The sequence below is a fragment of the Sphingobacterium sp. UBA1897 genome (assembly GCF_002337775.1).
In the GTDB taxonomy this organism is placed as follows: domain Bacteria; phylum Bacteroidota; class Bacteroidia; order Sphingobacteriales; family Sphingobacteriaceae; genus Sphingobacterium; species Sphingobacterium siyangense.
Window position 1 is genome coordinate 245,634 of sequence record NZ_DDGR01000001.1, and the last position, 19,412, is coordinate 265,045.

The following is a 19,412-nucleotide window of genomic DNA, read 5'->3' on the forward strand; positions in this document are numbered from 1 at the left end:
AGATAAACAATATGATCTACATCTCCCGGATGTATTAGAGGCATATTGTTCCAATTATAAACTACCAATATCATAAATCTAACAAAGAATGAGAACAACAAACAGTAAACTCAGATTCATTGCAGTCGCACTGATGAGCACACTTTCGGCAATGATGGCCTGTCATAAGGATATGCTGAAGCCCGAAAGCTCTATTGCTCAGCTGCAAAAAAAAGCAGCTACTTTTGATTCCGCAAATGAGGTCAGCCTTTTGCCCGTCGCAGATGCGTATGTTCAGGATGGGACTAACGCCAGTACCAATTATGGTGATAATAGTTGGCTGATTGCCAAAGATGATGCTCCAGGTTATCGAAGGGATATCTATCTGCGTTTTGATCTGACCGCATTGCCCAGCAATGTTGCTAGTGTACAGTCAGCACGTGTTGAATTGGCTGGTGGGGTTTCCAGTGCTGCGGATACAGCAAATGCCAAGTGGCTGTACTACACAACGCTTGAAAAAGATTGGGGTGAGAAAACGATCAATTGGAATAATGCGCCAGCGACAGGGACAAAGCTTGGAGAGGTCAATGGAAAACTAAAAGTTACAAATGGAATTGTCTATCTCGATATTCCCTCCTCAGTGATTCAAGAAGCTTTGGATTCGGACAGAAAATTGTCTATTAAGATTGTCGCACAGCGAAAAACCTCCGGTTCTACTTCATTTTATTCCGACTTTCAGTCTAAAGAAGCACAGGATGTGGGACTTCGACCAAAATTGAAAATTGATTATACAGCATCGGGGCCAAACTTTTATAGCAACCTAGTCATGGATAAAGTAACCTTTGACTCCATTCAGCTTGATCTAGCAACATTATCCGCCGCCCAAACGCTAATAAACAATCAAGTTACTGTTAAAGCAAATGATGCATTGAATACAGTTCCTGTTCCGGTTGCAAAAATTTCAGATCCCGATGGCAAGAATAAAGTGCAGACTGATGCAGCTAAGGTGTATTCGTTGGCGCTACAATATTTTTTGTTTCAGGAGCAGGCAAATGCAGGGCAATATGTTGATAAGGCGAAGGAATTTCTTCTTTCTTGGGCAGCCGTTAACGCAGCAACAAGCCAAACTCCCGATGAAAGTATATATCTTCCATTTCTTACAGGATATTCACTTATTCGTGCAAAAATTGATGCTAACAGCAGGGTGACGATCGACAATTGGTTACGGACAAGATATAACTTTTACAAAACTCAATCGGTCAGAACCAATAATTGGGAAACTATCCGTAATCTGTTGATGATTGATATCGCTTATATACTGAATGATGGAGCGCTTATCAACCAAGCGACGTCAGATTTTAGTACTCATCATAATAAAAATTATCGTGCGGATGGGGCTAGCATAGATTTTCTTGGCAGGGATGCCTTTGCCTATCATGTGTATGATCTAGAGTTTATCGGACAGATTGGTCGCACTTTTTATATCAAACGAGGCCGGCATATGCTTGATAGTTTGGTAAATCACCGTGCTACAAAATGGGTTAATTTAAGAATTAATCCCAATGATACGCCAGTCTTGGGTGGATCTATTAGGGATGCGGTCTCTTTTATGGCCCCTTATGTCTTGGATCCTGACAATAATATTCATCTTGAATTTGTCAACACCGAATGGGCTCCTGACAAAACTAGAGCTGATTATAATAAACCGTTTAATGCGGCAGGATCCAGCTATGCTTTTGTCCAGATGGCATCCATTATGAAGGGCGAGATGTTCGGTTTCCTGAAAAAGTTAAATCCTAGTTTCAACAGATATACTGATTTGCGTTACTATATTAACTCTTATGGGCCATCTTTAAGTACTTCGCCTATGACCAATGTGACATTGTATGGTGATACTCCTTTCCGTGGCTGGTATAAACAGCTTGGCATTGGAAGTTACAGTCTTACTGATTTGCAAGGACTGGGTGTTACGAACGACCAACTGAGCAGTATTAGTATTCCAAAAGGTTTTAAGGTTACACTCTATGAAAATGGAGATTTTACAGGAGATTCTGTGCTATTAACTGGACATACCATTGATTTGTCAATCTTAAACTTTAACGATAAGACATCTTCGCTGTTGATTGAATATCTTTAGTCAATTTATCTAAATGAAAAGGTGTTTTTTGTAATTATAGTGTGTGCTTGACCTATGTCCATTTCTTCTATGTAGAAACATTGGTGCGATATGACCGGTTGCCCCTTGGAGAAAAGGTAATCAAGCAATAAGAGCTATTTTTTTGAGTTTTCAACAAAGTTATTAACACGATGTGGAAAAGTGAAGTATGTAAGGTACTTCACTTTTTTTGTTTTATAGGATTGAACCCGCTCTATCTTACGACATGTTTCTTCATGTCGTATTTGATCCTATTCTCTGTCAAATACAGGCTCTTTCGTCTAGTGCACATAACAATATCTAGCTTATATCAATTTCTATATTAACAGGGCTTTTATAGGGGTATAACAGGGGATTAGCAGGGGGTTAACAGGGGTAATACCCCTATTAACCCCCTGCTAACCCCTAGTAAAAATAGTGTTACTCCTCTTTTAATAGGGAATTTGGTGTTATCTTGGTAATAATTTATATACCAATTAATTATAAACAAAAGGAGAGAAACTTTATGGCAATTTTACAAAATGGTCCGAACGGCCCTATTGTTGGGAAATTTGGTTCGGTGAATGCTTACCTATTGAATGGCCAAAATATCATACGCGGCGGTAAAAGAAAACGAACGTCTCCGCCTAGCGAGGCCGAGCTATTAAATAGAGAAAAACAGAAAATTGCAGGTAAGTTTGCCGCATGGAATAAAAGAATTCTTGAGTTTGGCTATCAGTCTCTAGCGAAAAAGGGAAGTCGTGTAGGTGCTTTCCAATTGGCACAGCGCCACATTTTTAAAGAAACTCTTGAATTAGATGAAGAGAATAAGCCTTTTGTTAACCTTGAAAAGCTATTGCTGTTTTCGGGTCCGCTTACCCCATTAGCCAACTGTCAAGTAAGCTTGGATGGCGACCAGATTGATCTTAGCTGGACTGTAGATGATCAGTATAAAAGTAGCATATATAAAATCAATTTGGGATTGATAAGCTTAGATGCCGAGTCGCATCTAAGAACCTCTATTGCCAATGTCAATCAGGGCACCTGCTCGTTGCAATTTGAGGAGATAAGCAGAAAAACAGGTGATCTCCATGTTTATGTTGGTGTGTGGGATACACTGGAGGGAGACTTCTCGAATTCCATCTATTGTGGGGTTATATAGTTGTTTTCGACGGAATCCATAAGCTGGCTTAGAAAGATGTTATGTGCAAAGATAAGATTAGTGGCAAGGCTTTATAATTTAAAGCTTTGCCATTTTTGAGATTATTCAACTTAAATAGAGCTAGAAGAGATATGAATAATATGTTTTGATATTGTGCTATGAAAAATAAAGATTTATTTATCGCCGATTTGATTAGGATATTTCCAAATTTAGAAGAAGAAATTCTGGATGAAGATTATAGTTTTTCTATTACTTTACAAATGGGAAGTCTTAAACGGTATATTCAGAAAGCTATAGATGATGACAACTCAGATCTATTTGATGCTGTGGTAGCTTTTCTTAACGAAAATTTGCCTTTGGTTGATAAGAAGGTACAGAATACAATTTTTATTAGCTTTTTAGAGAAATTAGACTTCTCAGGTACACCCAAATTTAAACAGAAGCTAGTTGGAACCTTAAGAAGAACTCATGGTTACTGGAAGTTACACGATCGGAAAAAAATACCTGGTTAAATTAAGATTGGACTATGGATATGAATTTAGAATATGATAGTTGTAATTGTAGTTTTCGAATAGCGAATTATCATTATGTTTGAGAGCTAACTTTGCACTTTAAAGCTTAAATCGGTGTATTTTTTGTTGTACTTTTATCCCAATGACCGATATTCAAAAGAGATTCGACCGCATACTTGCTATTTATATGCATCTACAGGCTAAACCTGTGGTCACTGCTGCTGCTTTGGCAGAACGCTATGAAGTAAGTCCGCGTACGATTTATCGTGATATCAGATCCCTGATGCAAGCAGGGATTCCGATTTACGGTGAAGCGGGAAGCGGTTATTCTTTGGTGGAGGGATATAAAATGCCACCTCTGCAATTTACCCGAGAGGAGGCATTGAGTTTTGTGGCAGCGGAGAAACTGGTGGAAAAGTATACAGATCGGAATCTTGCGCATCATTTTACAACAGCATTGCTAAAAATGAAAGCCATATTACGGGGTAACGAAAAAGAACAGGTAGCCTTAGTTGGGGATAACTTTCTGGTGCGCGGTGGGCGTCATCAATTCAATGAGAAGCTAACCCATGGCACCAATATACTGATCGAAAGCATCGCTGCTAAAAAATGTGTGGAAATCTATTATTCCAAACCTTCGGATAAAACTCCAGAAAGGCGTGAAATCGAAGCTGTGGGTATTTTTGTGGAGAGCAAGTTTTGGTATGTCCTCGCTTTTTGTAGATTACGACAAGATTACAGGCAATTCCGTTTGGACAGAATAAACAATATTAGAATACTTGCCGAAGATTTTGGAAAAGAGCATCCCGAGTTATCTTTCTTTCTGAATAAACGTCATGACGTTCCCACGACAAAAGTCGTTGTGCAAGTAGATAAGGATATGGCCCGCTATATGGAATGGGATCGTCACTATTTTGGTTTCCAAAAGGAAACTGTCACCGATAATTATGTAGAGATGCATTTCGAATGCATTAATATGGAGAACGGCTTTGCGCGCTGGTATCTGATGTTTGCTGATAAAGGAACAATTATTGAACCCGAATCGTTAAAAGAGGTCGTAAAGCGTCTGCTTTCATCGGCTTTGGAACAAATCTAAAAGATACTATCCATAACCTAATTTACAGTAGTTTTTTGAGCAACTGCGGATGCAGAGATTCGATATGCCTTCGGTATCTGTTCGAGCCTGCTTCGTGTCAGAGTCAGCTTGTATCCGCGGTGAGTCTGACATGAGTCCGTGGTGACTCCGAGTTTAACTCGGAGTCACCACGGTTGTACTTCTTTCTCACCCCGCATTTATGTGCGATAGGGCACGAATCAGACCAGAAAGAGGGGCGAATAGAAATCGAAGGATGCTCAAATAGTGGGAATAACACGGACTCAAGATCGGCGCAATGGATAATCGGTGCGAGTATGAGTTTTTGAGGAGGTGACTAACTACCCTCTTTCCCAAAAAAATGGAGGTTCTATACCAAGTAATCTTAGATAAACAAATCCTTGGCCACGGTGGTGGATTTCATTATCGATAAAATAAAGGATGCTGTGAATGACTGGCGATTTGTACTGGCCGAATAGGTTGAATTCTTCGGCAAAGCGTTCTTCTGGAATTTGATTGAACAATTCACTGATCTGAGGAGTAGCTTCATCCCAGGCCTGAAGCAATTGTGCTTTGGTCGAATAACTGAGATTCTCATTGAGTTCGCCGCTCTTGTTGGTGACAATTTCTTGGAGACCTGGCGCAGCAATACCTAATAGCTCCTTAATCATATCTGCAAAAGTGCGCATGCCTTCTACTTTGTAATTGAACAATCCTTCTTCTGGAAATTTTTCAATAGTCTGTCTTGTCAGGTTTCTGTGGCCTAACCAATGCTGAAGTAGCTCGTTTTTGGAAATGATTTCTGTTTTCATGATTCTCGTATTTTAAAGTTTTTATAGTAAGCAATACATCGCCTTCTGCGTTGTACGATAGTTCAAAATTAGGGTGATCTGTGACAACTGTATGGCAGCAGAAATAAATGCAAGTAATTTTATTTTTCTGGAGGTGATTTAATCGGAGCGGAGAGCTGGATAGGTATTATTCGGAAATTTGACGCGGATAAAGAAAAGATCTAGAAAATAAAAAAAATAATTCACTAATTATTTGACAGTTATAAAAATGTTTGTAACTTTGCAGTCCCTTAATGGGAATAGTATGTCTTGAGCGAAGCCCTACTGCTTCGAAGGACTTTTAATTAATTAATTTACAACATGTCAGGTATTATTGGAAAAAAAGTAGGAATGACGAGCCTGTTTAACGCTGATGGGAAAAATATTCCTTGTACAGTGATTCAGGCCGGGCCGTGCGTGGTTACGCAGATACGTACGGAAGAAAAGGATGGCTACTCGGCAATTCAACTTGGTTTCGACGAAGCTAAGGAGAAAAACACGACAGCTCCTTTGAAAGGGCACTTTGCGAAAGCAAACACAACGCCTAAGCGTAAGTTGGTAGAGTTTAAAACTTTCCCAGATGCAAAACAACTTGGTGACGTAGTTGACGTTACTCTTTTTGAAGAAGGTGAGTACGTAGATGTAGTCGGTACTTCAAAAGGTAAAGGTTTCCAAGGTGTAATGAAACGTCATGGATTTGGTGGTGTAGGTGGTGCGACTCACGGTCAGCACAACAGATTACGTGCTCCAGGTTCATTAGGTGCTTCATCATGGCCTTCACGCGTATTCAAAGGTATGCGCATGGCTGGTCGTACAGGTGGTGACAGAGTTAAAGTTCAAAACTTACAGGTGTTGAAAGTTTACGCTGAGCAAAACCTTATCGTTGTTAGTGGTTCCATTCCAGGAGCTAAAGGTTCTTATGTAATCGTAGACAAATAGTAGAGATGGAAGTTAAAGTTTTAAATTTATCAGGTAAAGAAACAGGTGCCAAGGTGCAACTTCCTGAGTCGGTATTTGGGTTAGAGCCTAACGATCATGCGATCTATTTGGATGTGAAACAATACTTAGCGAACCAACGCCAAGGAACTCACAAATCTAAACAACGTAACGAAATCGCGGGTTCTACTCGTAAATTACACAAACAAAAAGGTACTGGTGGTGCTCGTGCGGGTTCTATCAAATCTCCATTGTTTAATGGTGGTGGTCGTGTATTCGGTCCTCAACCTCGTGACTACTCGTTCAAATTGAACAAAAAATTGAAACAAGTAGCACGTAAATCAGCATTGTCTTACAAAGCAAAAGATAATAACATTGTGGTATTGGATGAAGTAAAATTCGATGCTATCAAAACTAAAAACTATGTTGCTTTAATCAATGCGTTGAATGTAGCTGATGAGAAAACATTGTTGGTATTGCCAGCTTACGATGAAATTGTTTATAAATCAAGCAGAAACTTGAAAAAAGCAAAAGTTATTGTTGCATCTGATTTAAATACATATGATGTATTGAACGCAACAAAATTATTGTTGACTACAGATTCTGTTAAATCTTTGGAGGAAGCATTAGCTAAGTAATATGGAAATTATTAAAAAACCTATCTTGACTGAGAAAGCTTCTATGTTAACGGAGAAATTAAACCGTTACGCTTTCAAAGTAGATCACAGAGCAAACAAAATCCAGATTAAAGCAGCTGTTGAGGCTATGTTTGGTGTTACAGTTCTTGCTGTAAACACTGCAGTAGTAGCTGGTAAAGCAAAAAGCCGTTACACAAAAGCAGGTTTCGTATCTGGTAGAGCTCCTAAGTATAAAAAGGCTGTCATTACTATTAAAGACGGCGAAACTATTGACTTTTACAGTACTATATAATAAAAAATGGCAGTTAAAAGATTCAAACCGGTAACCCCTGGTACTCGTTTTAGAGTAGGCGCTGACTACTCTGATGTTACTACAAACGTTCCTGAAAAATCGTTAGTAGTAAAAATCAACAAGAAATCAGGCGGTCGTAATAACTCCGGTAAAATGACTATGCGTTATCTCGGTGGGGGACATAAAAAAGTATACCGATTAATTGATTTCAAACGCGATAAAAAAGATATCCCTGCAAAAGTAGCTACTATCGAGTACGATCCAAACCGTACTGCTCGTATTGCCTTGTTGCATTACGCTGATGGTGAAAAACGTTACATCCTTGCTCCAGCTGGTTTAGTAGTTGGTCAAACTGTAATCGCAGGTGATAAAGTTGCCCCAGAAGTTGGTAATACATTACCATTAGCAAACATTCCATTGGGTTCTATCATCCACAACATTGAATTAAATCCTGGTCAAGGTGGTTCAATTGCTCGTTCGGCTGGTACTTATGCTCAATTGTCTGCTCGTGATGGTAAATATGCCATCATCAAATTGCCTTCGAGCGAAACACGTATGATCTTATTGACTTGTGTTGCTACAATTGGTTCAGTATCGAACCATGAAAGATCTAACCAAGTGTTAGGTAAAGCAGGTCGCAAACGTTGGTTAGGTCGTCGTCCAAGAGTTCGTGGTGTTGCGATGAACCCAGTAGATCACCCTATGGGTGGTGGTGAAGGCCGTACTTCAGGAGGTCACCCACGCTCACGTACAGGTGTATTAGCTAAAGGCTTCAAAACACGTTACAAGAAGAAAACATCGAATCGTTACATCATTGAGAGAAGGAAAAAATAATGGCTCGTTCAATTAAAAAAGGTCCTTATATCGATCACAACTTAGAAAGAAAAGTTCTTTCTATGAATGAAACTAACAAAAAGTCAGTTATCAAAACATGGTCTCGTAGATCAATGATTTCACCTGATTTTGTTGGCCATACCTTCGCAGTGCACAACGGGAATAAATTTATCCCTGTTTATGTAACAGAGAATATGGTAGGTCACAAGCTTGGTGAATTCGCGCCTACGCGTACATTCAGAGGCCACGCAGAAAAGAAAAAATAATAGGTAATGGAAGCAACAAAAAAACTTAAAAAGTCTGTCTTAATTAGACAACGCAAAGAGCAAGAGAAAGCTCAAAAAGGAGGAGCTTCGGATGCCAAATTATTGAACTGCCCTACTTCGCCTCGTAAGATGCGTTTAGTGGTAGACTTAATTCGCGGTCAACGTGTTGAAAATGCATTATACATTTTGAAACACTCAAGTAAAGAAGCTGCTGCTCGTGTAGAAAAATTATTATTATCTGCAATCAAAAACTGGGAAGCCAAAAACGAAGGTAAATCAGTGGAAGAAAGCGAACTAATTGTAAAAGAAGTATCAGTAGGTGGCGGTCGTCAATTGAAAAGATTGCGTCCAGCTCCTCAAGGTCGCGGATACAGAGTTCGTAAACGTTCAAATCACGTTACGTTGGTAGTTGATAGCAAATTAAACGTTGAACAAAACTAATTTATTGAGAAATGGGACAAAAAGCAAATCCAATAGGTAGCAGATTAGGAATCATCAAAGGTTGGGATTCTAACTGGTTCGGAGGTAAAAACTATTCCGATAAATTAGTTGAAGACGAAAAAATCAGAAAATATCTTTCTGTTCGTATTGCAAAAGGTGGTGTAGCTAAAGTTGTTATCGAAAGAACTTTAAAACGTATCACTGTTACAATTCACACTGCTCGTCCAGGTATCGTTATCGGTAAAGGTGGTCAAGAAGTTGACAAGATCAAAGAAGAGTTGAAAAAACTGACTAAAAAGGATGTTCAAATCAACATTTTCGAGATCAAACGCCCTGAGTTAGATGCTAAGTTAGTAGCTGAAGGTGTCGCTAAACAATTAGAGGCACGTATTTCATTCCGTCGTGCAATGAAAACTTCAATCGCTTCTACCATGCGTATGGGTGCAGAAGGTATCAAAATCATGTGTTCTGGTCGTTTAGGTGGTGCTGAAATGGCGCGTACTGAACAATACAAAGAAGGAAGAACTCCTTTACACACATTGCGTGCTGATATCGACTACGCTTTAGCTGAAGCATTGACTACATACGGTAAAATCGGTATCAAAGTTTGGATCTGTAAAGGTGAGGTTTACGGTAAACGTGACTTATCTCCAAACATTGGTCAAGCATCTGGTGTAAAATCACGTGGCAACCACGAAGGTGGTGGCGAGCGTCGTGACAACCGTAACAACAAAGGTGGTCGCGGTGGAAACAACCGTGGTGGAAACCGTGGTGGAAACAACCGTGGTCCGAAAAAAGATTAATAGTTATTTAGATTACAACAAAAACCTGCTGAAAAAGCAGATTTAAAAAGTATACGAACATGTTACAGCCAAAAAGAACGAAGTTCAGAAAGATGCAGAAAGGCCGCATGAAAGGTAACGCTTCTCGTGGAGCGGAGTTAGCTTTCGGTTCTTTCGGTATCAAAACAATGGAGCAAGCATGGATCACTAGTCGTCAAATCGAGGCAGCTCGTATTGCGGTTACACGTTATATGAAACGTGAAGGTCAAGTTTGGATTCGTATTTTCCCTGACAAACCTGTTACGAAAAAACCTGCAGAGGTACGTATGGGTAAAGGTAAGGGTGCTCCAGAATACTGGGTAGCAGTAGTACGCCCAGGCCGTATGTTATTTGAAGCAGAAGGTGTGCCTTTGGAAATTGCCAAAGAAGCTTTACGCCTTGCAGCGCAAAAACTTCCGGTTCAAACTAAGTTTGTGATTCGTAGAGACTACGTTGAAGCATAAAAATCTTGGTAATGTCATCATTTAAGCGTTAGGGCCGTTACCCCTAACGCTATATATAAAGCGATGATAACCCAAATAACAACTGAAAAAACATGAAAAATTCAGAAATTTTAGAATTATCTAATGAGGACTTAAAAGCTCGTCTTGTAGAAGAGAAAACAGCCCTTACAAAATTGAAATTTGCACATGCTGTTTCAGCTATTGAGAACCCTAACGTGATCAAAGCAGCACGCAAAACTATCGCTCGTATCAGTACAGAGATCAGTGCACGCAAAGCTGCAGCTAAAAATGAAACAGCCTCTGAGGCGTAAAATTTAAAGTCGAAATGGAAAGAAATTTAAGAAAAACAAGAATCGGCTTAGTAGTTAGCAACAAGATGGACAAATCTATCGTGGTATCAGTGGAACGTAAAGTGAAACACCCGATCTATGGTAAGTTCGTTAAAAAAACTACTAAATTTAAAGCTCATGACGAAACTAATACCTGCGGTATCGGCGATACGGTATTAATCATGGAAACTCGTCCGCTGAGTAAAACAAAAAACTGGAGATTAGTAGAAATTATAGAAAGAGCTAAATAACATGGTACAACAAGAATCAAGACTTAATGTAGCTGACAATAGCGGTGCTAAACAAGTTTTAGTAATCCGTGTATTGGGCGGTACGCGCAAGCGTTATGCATCAATCGGAGATAAGATTGTTGTATCGGTGAAAAGCGCTATGCCTTCAGGAAACGTGAAAAAAGGTTCCGTTTCTAAAGCAGTAGTGGTTAGAACGAAAAAGGAAATCCGTCGTAAAGATGGTTCATATATCCGTTTCGATGACAACGCCGCTGTATTATTAAATAATAATGATGAACCACGTGGTACACGTATCTTTGGCCCTGTTGCCAGAGAGTTGCGTGAGAAACAGTTCATGAAAATTGTATCATTAGCACCGGAGGTTTTATAATTATGGCACAGAAAACAAAAACAACTACGCACAAAATCAAAATTAAAAAAGGTGATTTAGTGAAAGTTATCGCTGGTAACTCTAAAGGTGTTCAAGGAAAAGTATTAACTGTTTTAGTGGATAAAAATAGAGCTATCGTTGAGGGCGCTAACATCGTAAAAAAACACACTAAACCAAGTGCAGCTAATCCTAATGGTGGTATCATTGAGAAAGAAGCTGGTATTCACATCTCTAATTTAGCTGTTATCGATCCTAAAACAGGTGCAACTACACGTGTAGGTCGTAAGTTAAATGCAGATGGTAAATTAGTTCGTTACGCTAAAAAATCAGGGGAGGAAATTAAATAATGACTTACGTACCAAGATTAAAAGTGAAATATGCGGAAGAAATCCGTAAAGCACTTCAAGAAAAATTTCAGTATAAAAGTATTATGCAGGTTCCTAAACTTGAGAAAATCGTTGTTTCACAAGGCGTAGGAGCTGCAACAGCTGACAAAAAATTAATCGATAACGCTATCGCTGAGTTGACTTTAATCACAGGTCAACAAGCCGTTGCTACAAAATCGAAAAAAGATATTTCAAACTTTAAATTACGTAAAGGTATGCCTGTAGGGGCACGTGTTACTTTACGTGACAACAATATGTTTGAATTCTTGGATCGTTTGGTAGCAGTATCGCTTCCACGTATTCGTGACTTCCGCGGTATCAACGATAAAGGTTTCGACGGACGTGGTAACTATAACTTAGGTATCACTGAGCAAATCATTTTCCCTGAGATCAACATTGATAAAATCAACAAGATCCAAGGTATGGATATCACTTTCGTGACTTCTGCTCAAAATGATGTTGAGGCTTTAGAATTGTTGAAACAATTCGGTTTACCATTTAAAAATCAAAATACTAATAACAATGGCTAAAGAAGGATTAAAAGCACGCGAAGTAAAACGCGCTAAATTGGTAGCTAAATATGCGGCAAAACGTGCAGAATTAAAAGCTGCTGGCGATTACGTTGCATTAGATAAATTACCTAAAAATGCTTCTCCAGTACGTTTACACAATCGTTGTAAATTGACTGGCCGTCCTAAAGGATATATGCGTCAATTCGGTATCTCTCGTGTAACTTTCCGTGAGATGGCTTTAGATGGCAAAATCCCAGGGGTGAAAAAAGCTTCTTGGTAATTAAAAAAAAATACTTAATTTTGCCCGGGCAATTCAACTGAGGATTGCCGGGGTTTTTGCATTTTAAAATTGTTTAACAGATAGAAGGTCCCATACCAATGGTTGGGAGGGAAACCGCTGTCACAAATTTTCATATATAATGACTACAGATCCAATTGCGGATTACCTTACACGAGTAAGGAATGCCATCAAGGCCAACCACAGGGTTGTTGAAATTCCTGCATCGAACCTAAAAAAAGAGATCACTAAAGTTCTTTTTGATAAAGGTTACATTGCTAATTACAAATTCGATGAGAATGGCGTACAGGGTACGATCAAAATCGCATTGAAATATAATCCAATTAGCAAAATTCCGGCTATTCGTACGTTGACACGTGTGAGTAAACCTGGTTTAAGAAAGTATGCAAGCGTTGATACTATGCCTCGTGTTTTGAACGGTTTAGGTATTGCTATCTTGTCAACATCGAAAGGTGTAATGACAGATAAAGAAGCTAGACTTCAAAATGTTGGTGGTGAAGTTTTATGTTACGTTTATTAATCTAGGTAAAAGCACAAAGAAATGTCAAGAATTGGAAAAGCGCCTATCGCTATCCCTGCTGGGGTAACTGTTACTATTTCGGACAAAAACTTAGTTTCAGTAAAAGGTCCTAAAGGCGAATTAACACAACAAGTTGACCGTGACATCACGATTGCTCAAGAAGAAGGCAATATCGTTGTAACACGTCCAACTGATCAAAAGAAACACAAAGCATTACACGGTCTATACCGCTCCCTGTTGGCTAACATGGTTCACGGTGTGACTGAAGGTTACAAAACTACGCAAGAGTTAGTCGGTGTAGGTTACCGTGCTTCAAGTACTGGTAATGTATTAGAGTTAACTTTAGGTTTCTCTCACCAGATTGTTTTTGTATTGCCAAACGAGGTTAAAGTATCAACTACTGCTGACAAAGGTAAAAACCCTACAATCACTTTAGAGTGTGCTGACAAACAATTGATCGGTCAGGTAGCGGCTAAAATCCGTGGCTTCCGTAAACCAGAACCTTACAAAGGAAAAGGTGTTAAGTTTGCAGGTGAAGTATTGAGAAGAAAAGCAGGTAAATCAGCTAAAAAATAATAATCATGGCAGGACAAAAAGCATCTCGTAGAGAGAGAATCAAAAAAGGAATCAGAAAAAACCTTGCTGGAACGTCTGAACGTCCACGTTTATCGGTTTTTAGAAGTAACAAAGGTATCTATGCGCAAATCATTGATGACAATGCAGGTAAAACATTAGTTGCTGCATCTAGCTTGTCAAAAGAGTTTGTTGCATCTGGTAACAAGGTTGATCAATCTAAAGCTGTAGGTAAATTGGTGGCTGAAAAAGCAGTAGCAGCAGGTATTAATAAAGTAGTTTTTGACCGTAATGGGTACTTATACCATGGCCGTATCAAATCTTTGGCTGAAGGTGCTCGCGAAGGCGGTTTAGACTTTTAATCATAGAAAGAAATGGCATTAAGCAATATAAAAAGAGTAAAATCAAGCGAAATTGAATTAAAAGATCGCTTAGTAAGTATCCAACGTGTAGCTAAAGTTACTAAAGGTGGTCGTACTTTCAGCTTCTCTGCAATTGTTGTAGTAGGTGATGAAAACGGTATCGTAGGTTACGGTTTAGGTAAAGCTAAAGAGGTAACTGAAGCAATCACGAAAGGTATCGATGACGCAAAGAAAAATTTGGTAAAAGTTCCTATTATCAAAGGTACTGTTCCTCACGCGCAATATGGTAAATATTCTGGTGGTTCAGTTTTGATTAAACCAGCTGTAGGTGGTACGGGAGTTTTAGCAGGTGGTGCAATGCGTGCAGTATTGGAGTCTGCTGGTATCAAAGATGTATTGGCTAAATCATTAGGTTCTTCTAACCCACACAACGTGGTAAAAGCAACTGTAACTGCTTTAGCAGAAATGCGTGATGCGTATACAGTAGCACAACACCGCGGTGTCGATTTGAATAAAGTATTTAACGGTTAATTATCATGGCAAAAATCAAAATCACCCAGATAAAGAGCGTTATCGACAGAAGCGAGCGCCAAAAGAAAACTATTGAGGCATTGGGTTTGAAAAGAATCAACCACTCAGTAGAAGTTGAAGCTACTCCATCAATTATTGGAATGGTACGTAAAGTAAACCATTTAGTAGCTATCGAAACTATTTAATATTAGCATATGGAAGAGGTCTTTGGGCTTCTTCCATTACTTGTTATTAATAATCATTATTTTTTAATCGCTAGTACCTGTTTAGTGAGAGCGAAGGGCTAGCACAATTTAGTTTAAAAATGAACTTAAGTAATTTAAAACCTGCAAAAGGTGCAGTAAAAAGTAGCAAACGTATTGGCCGTGGTACTGGTTCTGGTCGTGGTGGTACTTCAACGCGTGGTCACAAAGGTGCTGGTTCTCGTTCAGGTCACTCTACGAAAATCGGTTTCGAAGGTGGTCAAATGCCTTTGCAACGTCGTGTGCCTAAATTTGGTTTCAAAAACATCAACCGTGTTGAGTACAATGGTGTAAACCTAGATACTTTACAAGCGTTGATCGAGAAACACAATTTAACAGCTGTAGATTTCGACGCATTGAAAGCTCATGGTTTAGTGTCTAAAAATGACAAAGTTAAAATCTTGGGTCGCGGTGAATTGAAAGCTAAAGTTGAAGTAACAGCGCACGCGTTTACTGCTTCTGCTCAAAAAGCTATTGAAGCTGCAGGCGGTTCTATCGTTAAAATTTAATAAATGAAGAAACTAATCACAACCTTAACCAATATTTGGAAAATCGATGATTTACGTACGCGTATTCTAAATACCTTACTTTTTCTTTTGATTTACCGTATTGGATGTCACGTGGTATTACCAGGTGTAAATCCTCATGCTTTGGCCTCTGGTCAAAAAGAGGGTTTATTGGGCTTACTGGATATGTTTGCGGGGGGATCTTTCTCTCGTTCGGCTATCTTTGCTTTAGGGGTAATGCCATATATCTCGGCATCCATTGTTGTTCAATTGCTGGGCATCGCGGTTCCTTACTTCCAAAAGATGCAGAAGGAAGGGGAAAGTGGTCGTCAAAAAATGAATCAAATTACTCGCTATTTAACTTTAGGGATTACTTTGCTTCAGGCTTTTGCTTATGTACGTACTCAAATCGAGCCAAGTGCTAAGACAATAGCTGACCCATTATTCACTATTCTAACTGCTATAGTTTTGACAGGCGGTACTTTATTTGTGATGTGGTTAGGGGAAAAAATTACTGATAAAGGTATCGGTAATGGTATTTCTTTGATCATCATGACTGGTATTATCGCTCAATTGCCAAGTGGTATCACTGCGGAATGGGTTTCTAGAATGGCGAAAGGTGGTGGTGGTCCAATTCCATTGTTGCTTGAATTTGTAGCTTTGTTCTTTGTTGTGATCTTTACGATCTTGATCGTACAAGGTGTTCGTAAGATCCCTGTACAATACGCGAAGAAAATCGTTGGAAACAAGCAAGTCGGTGGAGTACGTCAGTATATACCGTTAAAGGTAAATGCTGCAGGTGTAATGCCTATCATTTTTGCGCAGGCAATCATGTTTGTGCCAATGAGTTTAGGACAGTTCTTCCCAAATCTTCAGTCGGAATTTTTGACTTCGTTGAGTAACTATACGTCTGTAGCATATAACGTGACATTTGCGGTGTTAATTATCGCATTTACGTTTTTCTATACAGCGATTATGGTGAACCCACAACAGATGTCGGACGACATGAAGAAGAACGGAGGTTTTGTACCGGGTATTAAACCGGGATTGGAAACTAGTAATTTTATAGACCGCGTAATATCAAATATTACATTTCCAGGTGCAATTTTCTTAGCGATCATTGCTATTCTACCTGCTATTGCAAGTTTGTTTGGTATTAATAATCAATTTGCGCACTTCTACGGTGGTACGTCATTATTGATTTTAGTAGGTGTGGTGTTGGATACTTTGCAACAGATCGAATCTCATTTATTGATGCGTCATTACGATGGATTAATGAAAACAGGTCGTATTAAAGGTCGTTCGGCCGCGTCTGTTGAGGGAATGGATCATTCGGCAATTTAATTTCTTTAGATGTCTAAAGTATTTTATAAGTCAGCAGAAGATATAGAGCAATTGCGGAAGTCAGCAGATGTGCTTTCGCAATTGCTTGGTGAAATCGCAAAAGTGATTAAACCTGGGGTAAAGACTATATCTCTTGATAAATTAGCTTATGAGTATATTCATGATAACGGCGGGACGCCTGCGTTCTTAAATTATCAGGGATTTCCATATTCTTTGTGTATATCTGTCAACGATCAAATTGTACACGGCTTTCCAAGTGATTATGAAATTAAAGATGGAGATCTTGTTTCGGTCGATGGTGGTGTCAATCTGAACGGCTTTATCAGTGATTCAGCATATACTTTTGGTGTAGGTGAAATATCTGAAGAAGCACAGTTGTTATTGGATGTAACAAAGGAATCATTGTACAAAGGTGTTGAACAGGCGGTGGCTGGTAAACGTGTTGGGGATATTTCTTCAGCTGTTCAGGAGTATGTGAGCAAATTCGGATTCGGAATTGTTCGCGAGCTGGTTGGACACGGAGTTGGTTATCATTTACATGAAAAACCTGAGGTTCCTAATTATGGGAAACGAGGTGCTGGTCCTAAATTGGAAGAAGGTTTGGTTATTTGTATCGAACCGATGATCAATGCGGGGCGTGCGGGTGTTCGTTTTTGGGATGATGGTTGGACAGTAAGTACAGTGGATGGGAAATTATCAGCGCACTTCGAACAGATGGTTGCAATCCGAAAAGGAGAACCAGATGTGTTGCTGACATTCGAACATGTAGAGAAAGTTTTGAACAAAAAGTAGTTGGTTTTCAATTATTTTTATTTATCTTTGCACTCCTGTTCGCAGGCTTTTAAATTAAATTTAATCGAGAATATATGGCTAAACAAGCCTCAATAGAACAAGACGGTATAATTAGAGAGGCACTTTCTAATGCTATGTTTAGGGTAGAGTTGGAAAATGGACATGAAATCATTGCCCATATTTCTGGTAAAATGCGCATGCACTATATCAAAATTTTACCTGGTGATAAAGTTAAATTGGAAATGTCTCCGTATGATTTGACTAAAGGAAGGATTACTTATCGCTATAAATAGCTGTAAGCCCTTGTATTAGCGCAAGCTTTTGAAAAAATAAATATCATGAAAGTAAGAGCATCAATAAAAAAACGTAGCGCGGACTGTAAGATCATCCGTCGTAAAGGTAAAGTTTTTGTAATCAACAAAAAGAACCCAAAGTTTAAACAACGTCAGGGTTAATTCATTAAAAAAATAATAGCTTAATATTATATGGCAAGGATAGCAGGTATTGATTTACCTAAAAACAAAAGAGGTGTGATCGGCCTTACCTATATTTTTGGTATCGGTCGTACAAGAGCTGAATATATCTTGGAAAAAGCTGGTATCAGCGAAGATGTGAAGGTACAAGAGTGGAATGATGAGCAATTGGCAGCAATTCGTACCATCATTAACGACGAATTGAAAGTGGAAGGTGCATTGCGTTCTGAAATTCAATTAAACATCAAACGTTTAATGGATATCGGTTGTTACCGTGGATTGCGTCACCGTAAACACTTACCAGTTCGTGGTCAACGTACTAAAAACAACTCACGTACTCGTAAAGGTAAACGTAAGACAGTTGCAAACAAGAAAAAAGCTACTAAATAATAAATAAGAAATGGCTAAAACTAAAAAAGCTGCAAAAAAGCGTATCGTTGTTATCGAACCTGTAGGTCAGGCTCACATTAACGCAACGTTTAACAATATCATTGTAACTTTGACAAATAATCAAGGTCAAACTATTTCTTGGTCTAGTGCTGGTAAAATGGGTTTCCGTGGTTCTAAAAAGAACACTCCATACGCTGCTGGTCAAGCTGCACAAGACTGTGGAAAAGTTGCTCACGACTTGGGTTTACGTAAAGTTGAAGTGTTTGTTAAAGGACCTGGTGCTGGTCGTGAATCGGCAATCAGAACATTGCAAACAGTAGGAATCGATGTGACTACTATCAAAGATATCACTCCACTTCCTCACAACGGTTGTCGTCCTCCAAAACGCAGAAGAGTTTAATTAATTTAAAGATAAGATTCATCGGCTATAGGCTGATAGATACTTTAATTGTAAAAGAAAATGGCTAGATATACAGGACCTAAGTCCAAAATTGCCCGTAAATTTAGAGAGCCGATCTTCGGCCCAGATAAAGCGTTAGAAAAGAAAAATTACCCTCCTGGACAACATGGAGCTTCTAAACGCAGAGGTAAACAATCTGAATATGCTATTCAGTTGTTAGAAAAACAAAAAGCAAAATACACTTACGGTGTATTGGAGCGTCAGTTCTCAAACTTATTTGTTAAAGCTGCCTCTAAACAAGGTATTACAGGTGAGATCTTCTTGAAATTGTTAGAAGCTCGCTTGGATAACGTAGTTTACCGTTTAGGTATCGCTACTTCTCGTGCCGCTGCTCGTCAGTTGGTATCCCATAAACACGTTACTGTTAACGGCGAAGTTGTTAACATTCCATCATATAGCTTGCGTCCAGGTGACGTTGTAGCAGTTCGTGAACGTTCTCAAACACTTGAAGCCATCACAAATTCAGTTGCAGGTCGTACTGTAAACAAATTTTCTTGGTTAGAGTGGAATGCGAAAGAATTGACAGGTACTTTCTTAAGCTATCCAGAAAGAGCTGACATTCCTGAAAACATCAAAGAGAACTTAATCGTTGAGTTATACTCTAAATAATAAATAAAATAGAAGAATGCATAGTCCAATTTTTGGGGTATGCATCTTCTATTGTATTACAA

Annotated in this window: 32 protein-coding genes; 31 read left to right on the forward strand and 1 reads right to left on the reverse strand. The window is 39.0% G+C overall.

Annotation, left to right across the window (positions count from 1 at the left end):
• The first annotated feature begins 88 nt into the window (after window positions 1-88).
• The 4 genes from B4N43_RS00925 to B4N43_RS00940 all read left to right on the forward strand — a co-directional run bounded on the left by B4N43_RS00925 (window position 89) and on the right by B4N43_RS00940 (window position 4,883).
• Window positions 89-2,116, forward strand: a complete 2,028-nt coding sequence (locus B4N43_RS00925) for a DUF7594 domain-containing protein (protein WP_286732350.1) — start codon at window positions 89-91, stop codon at window positions 2,114-2,116.
• Window positions 2,117-2,639: 523 nt separating this feature from the next.
• The gene (locus tag B4N43_RS00930) at window positions 2,640-3,275 is read left to right on the forward strand and encodes a hypothetical protein (protein WP_088160087.1); all 636 of its coding nucleotides are present in this window, start codon (window positions 2,640-2,642) and stop codon (window positions 3,273-3,275) included.
• A 158-nt stretch (window positions 3,276-3,433) separates the two neighbouring features.
• Window positions 3,434-3,787, forward strand: a complete 354-nt coding sequence (locus tag B4N43_RS00935) for a DUF7674 family protein (protein ID WP_286732351.1) — start codon at window positions 3,434-3,436, stop codon at window positions 3,785-3,787.
• A 142-nt stretch (window positions 3,788-3,929) separates the two neighbouring features.
• Window positions 3,930-4,883 (forward strand): helix-turn-helix transcriptional regulator, encoded by a 954-nt coding sequence (locus B4N43_RS00940; RefSeq protein WP_075990871.1) that lies wholly within the window; start codon window positions 3,930-3,932, stop codon window positions 4,881-4,883.
• Between the two features lie 338 nt (window positions 4,884-5,221).
• Here the strand turns inward: B4N43_RS00940 and B4N43_RS00945 are convergent, their stop codons facing one another.
• A complete protein-coding gene (locus B4N43_RS00945) occupies window positions 5,222-5,692 on the reverse strand; it encodes a DinB family protein (RefSeq protein ID WP_075990872.1) in 471 nt (156 codons plus the stop codon).
• A 339-nt stretch (window positions 5,693-6,031) separates the two neighbouring features.
• On the opposite strand from B4N43_RS00945, the gene rplC reads away from it, so the two are divergent.
• The 27 genes from rplC to rpsD all read left to right on the forward strand — a co-directional run bounded on the left by rplC (window position 6,032) and on the right by rpsD (window position 19,350).
• On the forward strand, window positions 6,032-6,649 hold the full coding sequence (gene rplC, locus B4N43_RS00950) for a 50S ribosomal protein L3 (protein ID WP_046674864.1): 618 nt from the start codon (window positions 6,032-6,034) through the stop codon (window positions 6,647-6,649).
• A 5-nt stretch (window positions 6,650-6,654) separates the two neighbouring features.
• Complete coding sequence (gene rplD / locus B4N43_RS00955; protein WP_075990873.1) at window positions 6,655-7,284, forward strand: 50S ribosomal protein L4; 630 nt, start codon at window positions 6,655-6,657, stop codon at window positions 7,282-7,284.
• Window position 7,285: 1 nt separating this feature from the next.
• Entirely contained in the window at window positions 7,286-7,576 is a 291-nt protein-coding gene (gene rplW, locus B4N43_RS00960; protein ID WP_075990874.1) for a 50S ribosomal protein L23, read from the forward strand.
• Between the two features lie 6 nt (window positions 7,577-7,582).
• The gene (gene rplB, locus B4N43_RS00965) at window positions 7,583-8,410 is read left to right on the forward strand and encodes a 50S ribosomal protein L2 (protein WP_046674867.1); all 828 of its coding nucleotides are present in this window, start codon (window positions 7,583-7,585) and stop codon (window positions 8,408-8,410) included.
• Window positions 8,410-8,676 carry a 30S ribosomal protein S19 gene (gene rpsS, locus B4N43_RS00970; protein ID WP_002997495.1) on the forward strand — a complete coding sequence of 89 codons (267 nt, stop codon included), beginning with the start codon at window positions 8,410-8,412 and terminating at the stop codon, window positions 8,674-8,676. The genes rplB and rpsS overlap by 1 nt, the downstream gene beginning before the upstream one ends.
• Before the next feature lie 6 nt (window positions 8,677-8,682).
• The gene (gene rplV / locus B4N43_RS00975; protein ID WP_070570408.1) at window positions 8,683-9,117 is read left to right on the forward strand and encodes a 50S ribosomal protein L22; all 435 of its coding nucleotides are present in this window, start codon (window positions 8,683-8,685) and stop codon (window positions 9,115-9,117) included.
• 11 nt (window positions 9,118-9,128) lie between these two features.
• Entirely contained in the window at window positions 9,129-9,920 is a 792-nt protein-coding gene (gene rpsC, locus B4N43_RS00980; RefSeq protein ID WP_075990875.1) for a 30S ribosomal protein S3, read from the forward strand.
• Window positions 9,921-9,979: 59 nt separating this feature from the next.
• Window positions 9,980-10,402, forward strand: a complete 423-nt coding sequence (gene rplP, locus B4N43_RS00985) for a 50S ribosomal protein L16 (RefSeq protein ID WP_046674870.1) — start codon at window positions 9,980-9,982, stop codon at window positions 10,400-10,402.
• A 92-nt stretch (window positions 10,403-10,494) separates the two neighbouring features.
• Window positions 10,495-10,713, forward strand: coding sequence for a 50S ribosomal protein L29 (gene rpmC, locus B4N43_RS00990; RefSeq protein WP_046674871.1), 219 nt, complete (start codon window positions 10,495-10,497; stop codon window positions 10,711-10,713).
• 14 nt (window positions 10,714-10,727) lie between these two features.
• Window positions 10,728-10,982, forward strand: a complete 255-nt coding sequence (rpsQ, locus tag B4N43_RS00995) for a 30S ribosomal protein S17 (protein WP_046674872.1) — start codon at window positions 10,728-10,730, stop codon at window positions 10,980-10,982.
• A 1-nt stretch (window position 10,983) separates the two neighbouring features.
• Window positions 10,984-11,352, forward strand: coding sequence for a 50S ribosomal protein L14 (gene rplN / locus B4N43_RS01000; RefSeq protein ID WP_046674873.1), 369 nt, complete (start codon window positions 10,984-10,986; stop codon window positions 11,350-11,352).
• Window positions 11,353-11,354: 2 nt separating this feature from the next.
• Complete coding sequence (gene rplX, locus B4N43_RS01005; protein WP_070570406.1) at window positions 11,355-11,699, forward strand: 50S ribosomal protein L24; 345 nt, start codon at window positions 11,355-11,357, stop codon at window positions 11,697-11,699.
• Window positions 11,699-12,268: a 50S ribosomal protein L5 gene (gene rplE / locus B4N43_RS01010; RefSeq protein ID WP_046674875.1), complete on the forward strand. Its 570-nt coding sequence runs from the start codon at window positions 11,699-11,701 to the stop codon at window positions 12,266-12,268. Before rplX ends, rplE begins: the two co-directional genes overlap by 1 nt.
• The gene (gene rpsN, locus B4N43_RS01015; protein ID WP_028071569.1) at window positions 12,261-12,530 is read left to right on the forward strand and encodes a 30S ribosomal protein S14; all 270 of its coding nucleotides are present in this window, start codon (window positions 12,261-12,263) and stop codon (window positions 12,528-12,530) included. The genes rplE and rpsN overlap by 8 nt, the downstream gene beginning before the upstream one ends.
• Window positions 12,531-12,666: 136 nt before the next feature.
• On the forward strand, window positions 12,667-13,068 hold the full coding sequence (gene rpsH, locus B4N43_RS01020) for a 30S ribosomal protein S8 (protein WP_223584601.1): 402 nt from the start codon (window positions 12,667-12,669) through the stop codon (window positions 13,066-13,068).
• Window positions 13,069-13,089: 21 nt separating this feature from the next.
• Window positions 13,090-13,644, forward strand: a complete 555-nt coding sequence (gene rplF, locus B4N43_RS01025) for a 50S ribosomal protein L6 (RefSeq protein WP_088160090.1) — start codon at window positions 13,090-13,092, stop codon at window positions 13,642-13,644.
• On the forward strand, window positions 13,641-14,003 hold the full coding sequence (gene rplR / locus B4N43_RS01030; protein ID WP_172392455.1) for a 50S ribosomal protein L18: 363 nt from the start codon (window positions 13,641-13,643) through the stop codon (window positions 14,001-14,003). The genes rplF and rplR overlap by 4 nt, the downstream gene beginning before the upstream one ends.
• Window positions 14,004-14,015: 12 nt before the next feature.
• Complete coding sequence (rpsE, locus tag B4N43_RS01035; protein WP_075990876.1) at window positions 14,016-14,534, forward strand: 30S ribosomal protein S5; 519 nt, start codon at window positions 14,016-14,018, stop codon at window positions 14,532-14,534.
• A gap of 5 nt (window positions 14,535-14,539) precedes the next feature.
• The gene (gene rpmD / locus B4N43_RS01040) at window positions 14,540-14,719 is read left to right on the forward strand and encodes a 50S ribosomal protein L30 (RefSeq protein ID WP_046674880.1); all 180 of its coding nucleotides are present in this window, start codon (window positions 14,540-14,542) and stop codon (window positions 14,717-14,719) included.
• Window positions 14,720-14,838: 119 nt separating this feature from the next.
• On the forward strand, window positions 14,839-15,285 hold the full coding sequence (gene rplO / locus B4N43_RS01045; protein ID WP_070570400.1) for a 50S ribosomal protein L15: 447 nt from the start codon (window positions 14,839-14,841) through the stop codon (window positions 15,283-15,285).
• A gap of 3 nt (window positions 15,286-15,288) precedes the next feature.
• A complete protein-coding gene (secY, locus tag B4N43_RS01050; RefSeq protein WP_046674882.1) occupies window positions 15,289-16,626 on the forward strand; it encodes a preprotein translocase subunit SecY in 1,338 nt (445 codons plus the stop codon).
• Between the two features lie 9 nt (window positions 16,627-16,635).
• The gene (map, locus tag B4N43_RS01055; RefSeq protein WP_046674883.1) at window positions 16,636-17,418 is read left to right on the forward strand and encodes a type I methionyl aminopeptidase; all 783 of its coding nucleotides are present in this window, start codon (window positions 16,636-16,638) and stop codon (window positions 17,416-17,418) included.
• 74 nt (window positions 17,419-17,492) lie between these two features.
• Window positions 17,493-17,711, forward strand: a complete 219-nt coding sequence (gene infA / locus B4N43_RS01060; RefSeq protein WP_002997456.1) for a translation initiation factor IF-1 — start codon at window positions 17,493-17,495, stop codon at window positions 17,709-17,711.
• A 45-nt stretch (window positions 17,712-17,756) separates the two neighbouring features.
• Window positions 17,757-17,873, forward strand: coding sequence for a type B 50S ribosomal protein L36 (ykgO, locus tag B4N43_RS01065; RefSeq protein WP_013665024.1), 117 nt, complete (start codon window positions 17,757-17,759; stop codon window positions 17,871-17,873).
• Between the two features lie 30 nt (window positions 17,874-17,903).
• On the forward strand, window positions 17,904-18,281 hold the full coding sequence (rpsM, locus tag B4N43_RS01070; RefSeq protein WP_046674884.1) for a 30S ribosomal protein S13: 378 nt from the start codon (window positions 17,904-17,906) through the stop codon (window positions 18,279-18,281).
• Between the two features lie 10 nt (window positions 18,282-18,291).
• Window positions 18,292-18,681: a 30S ribosomal protein S11 gene (gene rpsK / locus B4N43_RS01075; protein WP_046674885.1), complete on the forward strand. Its 390-nt coding sequence runs from the start codon at window positions 18,292-18,294 to the stop codon at window positions 18,679-18,681.
• Window positions 18,682-18,741: 60 nt separating this feature from the next.
• Window positions 18,742-19,350: a 30S ribosomal protein S4 gene (rpsD, locus tag B4N43_RS01080; protein WP_046674886.1), complete on the forward strand. Its 609-nt coding sequence runs from the start codon at window positions 18,742-18,744 to the stop codon at window positions 19,348-19,350.
• Window positions 19,351-19,412 lie beyond the last annotated feature (62 nt).

Bases quoted from the DNA above. Each gene is read 5' to 3' on its own strand.
- B4N43_RS00925 (WP_286732350.1), top strand. From the start codon at position 89: ATGAGAACAACAAACAGTAAACTCAGATTCATTGCAGTCGCACTGATG.
- B4N43_RS00930 (WP_088160087.1), top strand. From the start codon at position 2,640: ATGGCAATTTTACAAAATGGTCCGAACGGCCCTATTGTTGGGAAATTT.
- B4N43_RS00935 (WP_286732351.1), top strand. From the start codon at position 3,434: ATGAAAAATAAAGATTTATTTATCGCCGATTTGATTAGGATATTTCCA.
- B4N43_RS00940 (WP_075990871.1), top strand. From the start codon at position 3,930: ATGACCGATATTCAAAAGAGATTCGACCGCATACTTGCTATTTATATG.
- B4N43_RS00945 (WP_075990872.1), bottom strand. From the start codon at position 5,692: ATGAAAACAGAAATCATTTCCAAAAACGAGCTACTTCAGCATTGGTTA.
- rplC (WP_046674864.1), top strand. From the start codon at position 6,032: ATGTCAGGTATTATTGGAAAAAAAGTAGGAATGACGAGCCTGTTTAAC.
- rplD (WP_075990873.1), top strand. From the start codon at position 6,655: ATGGAAGTTAAAGTTTTAAATTTATCAGGTAAAGAAACAGGTGCCAAG.
- rplW (WP_075990874.1), top strand. From the start codon at position 7,286: ATGGAAATTATTAAAAAACCTATCTTGACTGAGAAAGCTTCTATGTTA.
- rplB (WP_046674867.1), top strand. From the start codon at position 7,583: ATGGCAGTTAAAAGATTCAAACCGGTAACCCCTGGTACTCGTTTTAGA.
- rpsS (WP_002997495.1), top strand. From the start codon at position 8,410: ATGGCTCGTTCAATTAAAAAAGGTCCTTATATCGATCACAACTTAGAA.
- rplV (WP_070570408.1), top strand. From the start codon at position 8,683: ATGGAAGCAACAAAAAAACTTAAAAAGTCTGTCTTAATTAGACAACGC.
- rpsC (WP_075990875.1), top strand. From the start codon at position 9,129: ATGGGACAAAAAGCAAATCCAATAGGTAGCAGATTAGGAATCATCAAA.
- rplP (WP_046674870.1), top strand. From the start codon at position 9,980: ATGTTACAGCCAAAAAGAACGAAGTTCAGAAAGATGCAGAAAGGCCGC.
- rpmC (WP_046674871.1), top strand. From the start codon at position 10,495: ATGAAAAATTCAGAAATTTTAGAATTATCTAATGAGGACTTAAAAGCT.
- rpsQ (WP_046674872.1), top strand. From the start codon at position 10,728: ATGGAAAGAAATTTAAGAAAAACAAGAATCGGCTTAGTAGTTAGCAAC.
- rplN (WP_046674873.1), top strand. From the start codon at position 10,984: ATGGTACAACAAGAATCAAGACTTAATGTAGCTGACAATAGCGGTGCT.
- rplX (WP_070570406.1), top strand. From the start codon at position 11,355: ATGGCACAGAAAACAAAAACAACTACGCACAAAATCAAAATTAAAAAA.
- rplE (WP_046674875.1), top strand. From the start codon at position 11,699: ATGACTTACGTACCAAGATTAAAAGTGAAATATGCGGAAGAAATCCGT.
- rpsN (WP_028071569.1), top strand. From the start codon at position 12,261: ATGGCTAAAGAAGGATTAAAAGCACGCGAAGTAAAACGCGCTAAATTG.
- rplF (WP_088160090.1), top strand. From the start codon at position 13,090: ATGTCAAGAATTGGAAAAGCGCCTATCGCTATCCCTGCTGGGGTAACT.
- rpsE (WP_075990876.1), top strand. From the start codon at position 14,016: ATGGCATTAAGCAATATAAAAAGAGTAAAATCAAGCGAAATTGAATTA.
- rpmD (WP_046674880.1), top strand. From the start codon at position 14,540: ATGGCAAAAATCAAAATCACCCAGATAAAGAGCGTTATCGACAGAAGC.
- rplO (WP_070570400.1), top strand. From the start codon at position 14,839: ATGAACTTAAGTAATTTAAAACCTGCAAAAGGTGCAGTAAAAAGTAGC.
- secY (WP_046674882.1), top strand. From the start codon at position 15,289: ATGAAGAAACTAATCACAACCTTAACCAATATTTGGAAAATCGATGAT.
- map (WP_046674883.1), top strand. From the start codon at position 16,636: ATGTCTAAAGTATTTTATAAGTCAGCAGAAGATATAGAGCAATTGCGG.
- infA (WP_002997456.1), top strand. From the start codon at position 17,493: ATGGCTAAACAAGCCTCAATAGAACAAGACGGTATAATTAGAGAGGCA.
- ykgO (WP_013665024.1), top strand. From the start codon at position 17,757: ATGAAAGTAAGAGCATCAATAAAAAAACGTAGCGCGGACTGTAAGATC.
- rpsM (WP_046674884.1), top strand. From the start codon at position 17,904: ATGGCAAGGATAGCAGGTATTGATTTACCTAAAAACAAAAGAGGTGTG.
- rpsK (WP_046674885.1), top strand. From the start codon at position 18,292: ATGGCTAAAACTAAAAAAGCTGCAAAAAAGCGTATCGTTGTTATCGAA.
- rpsD (WP_046674886.1), top strand. From the start codon at position 18,742: ATGGCTAGATATACAGGACCTAAGTCCAAAATTGCCCGTAAATTTAGA.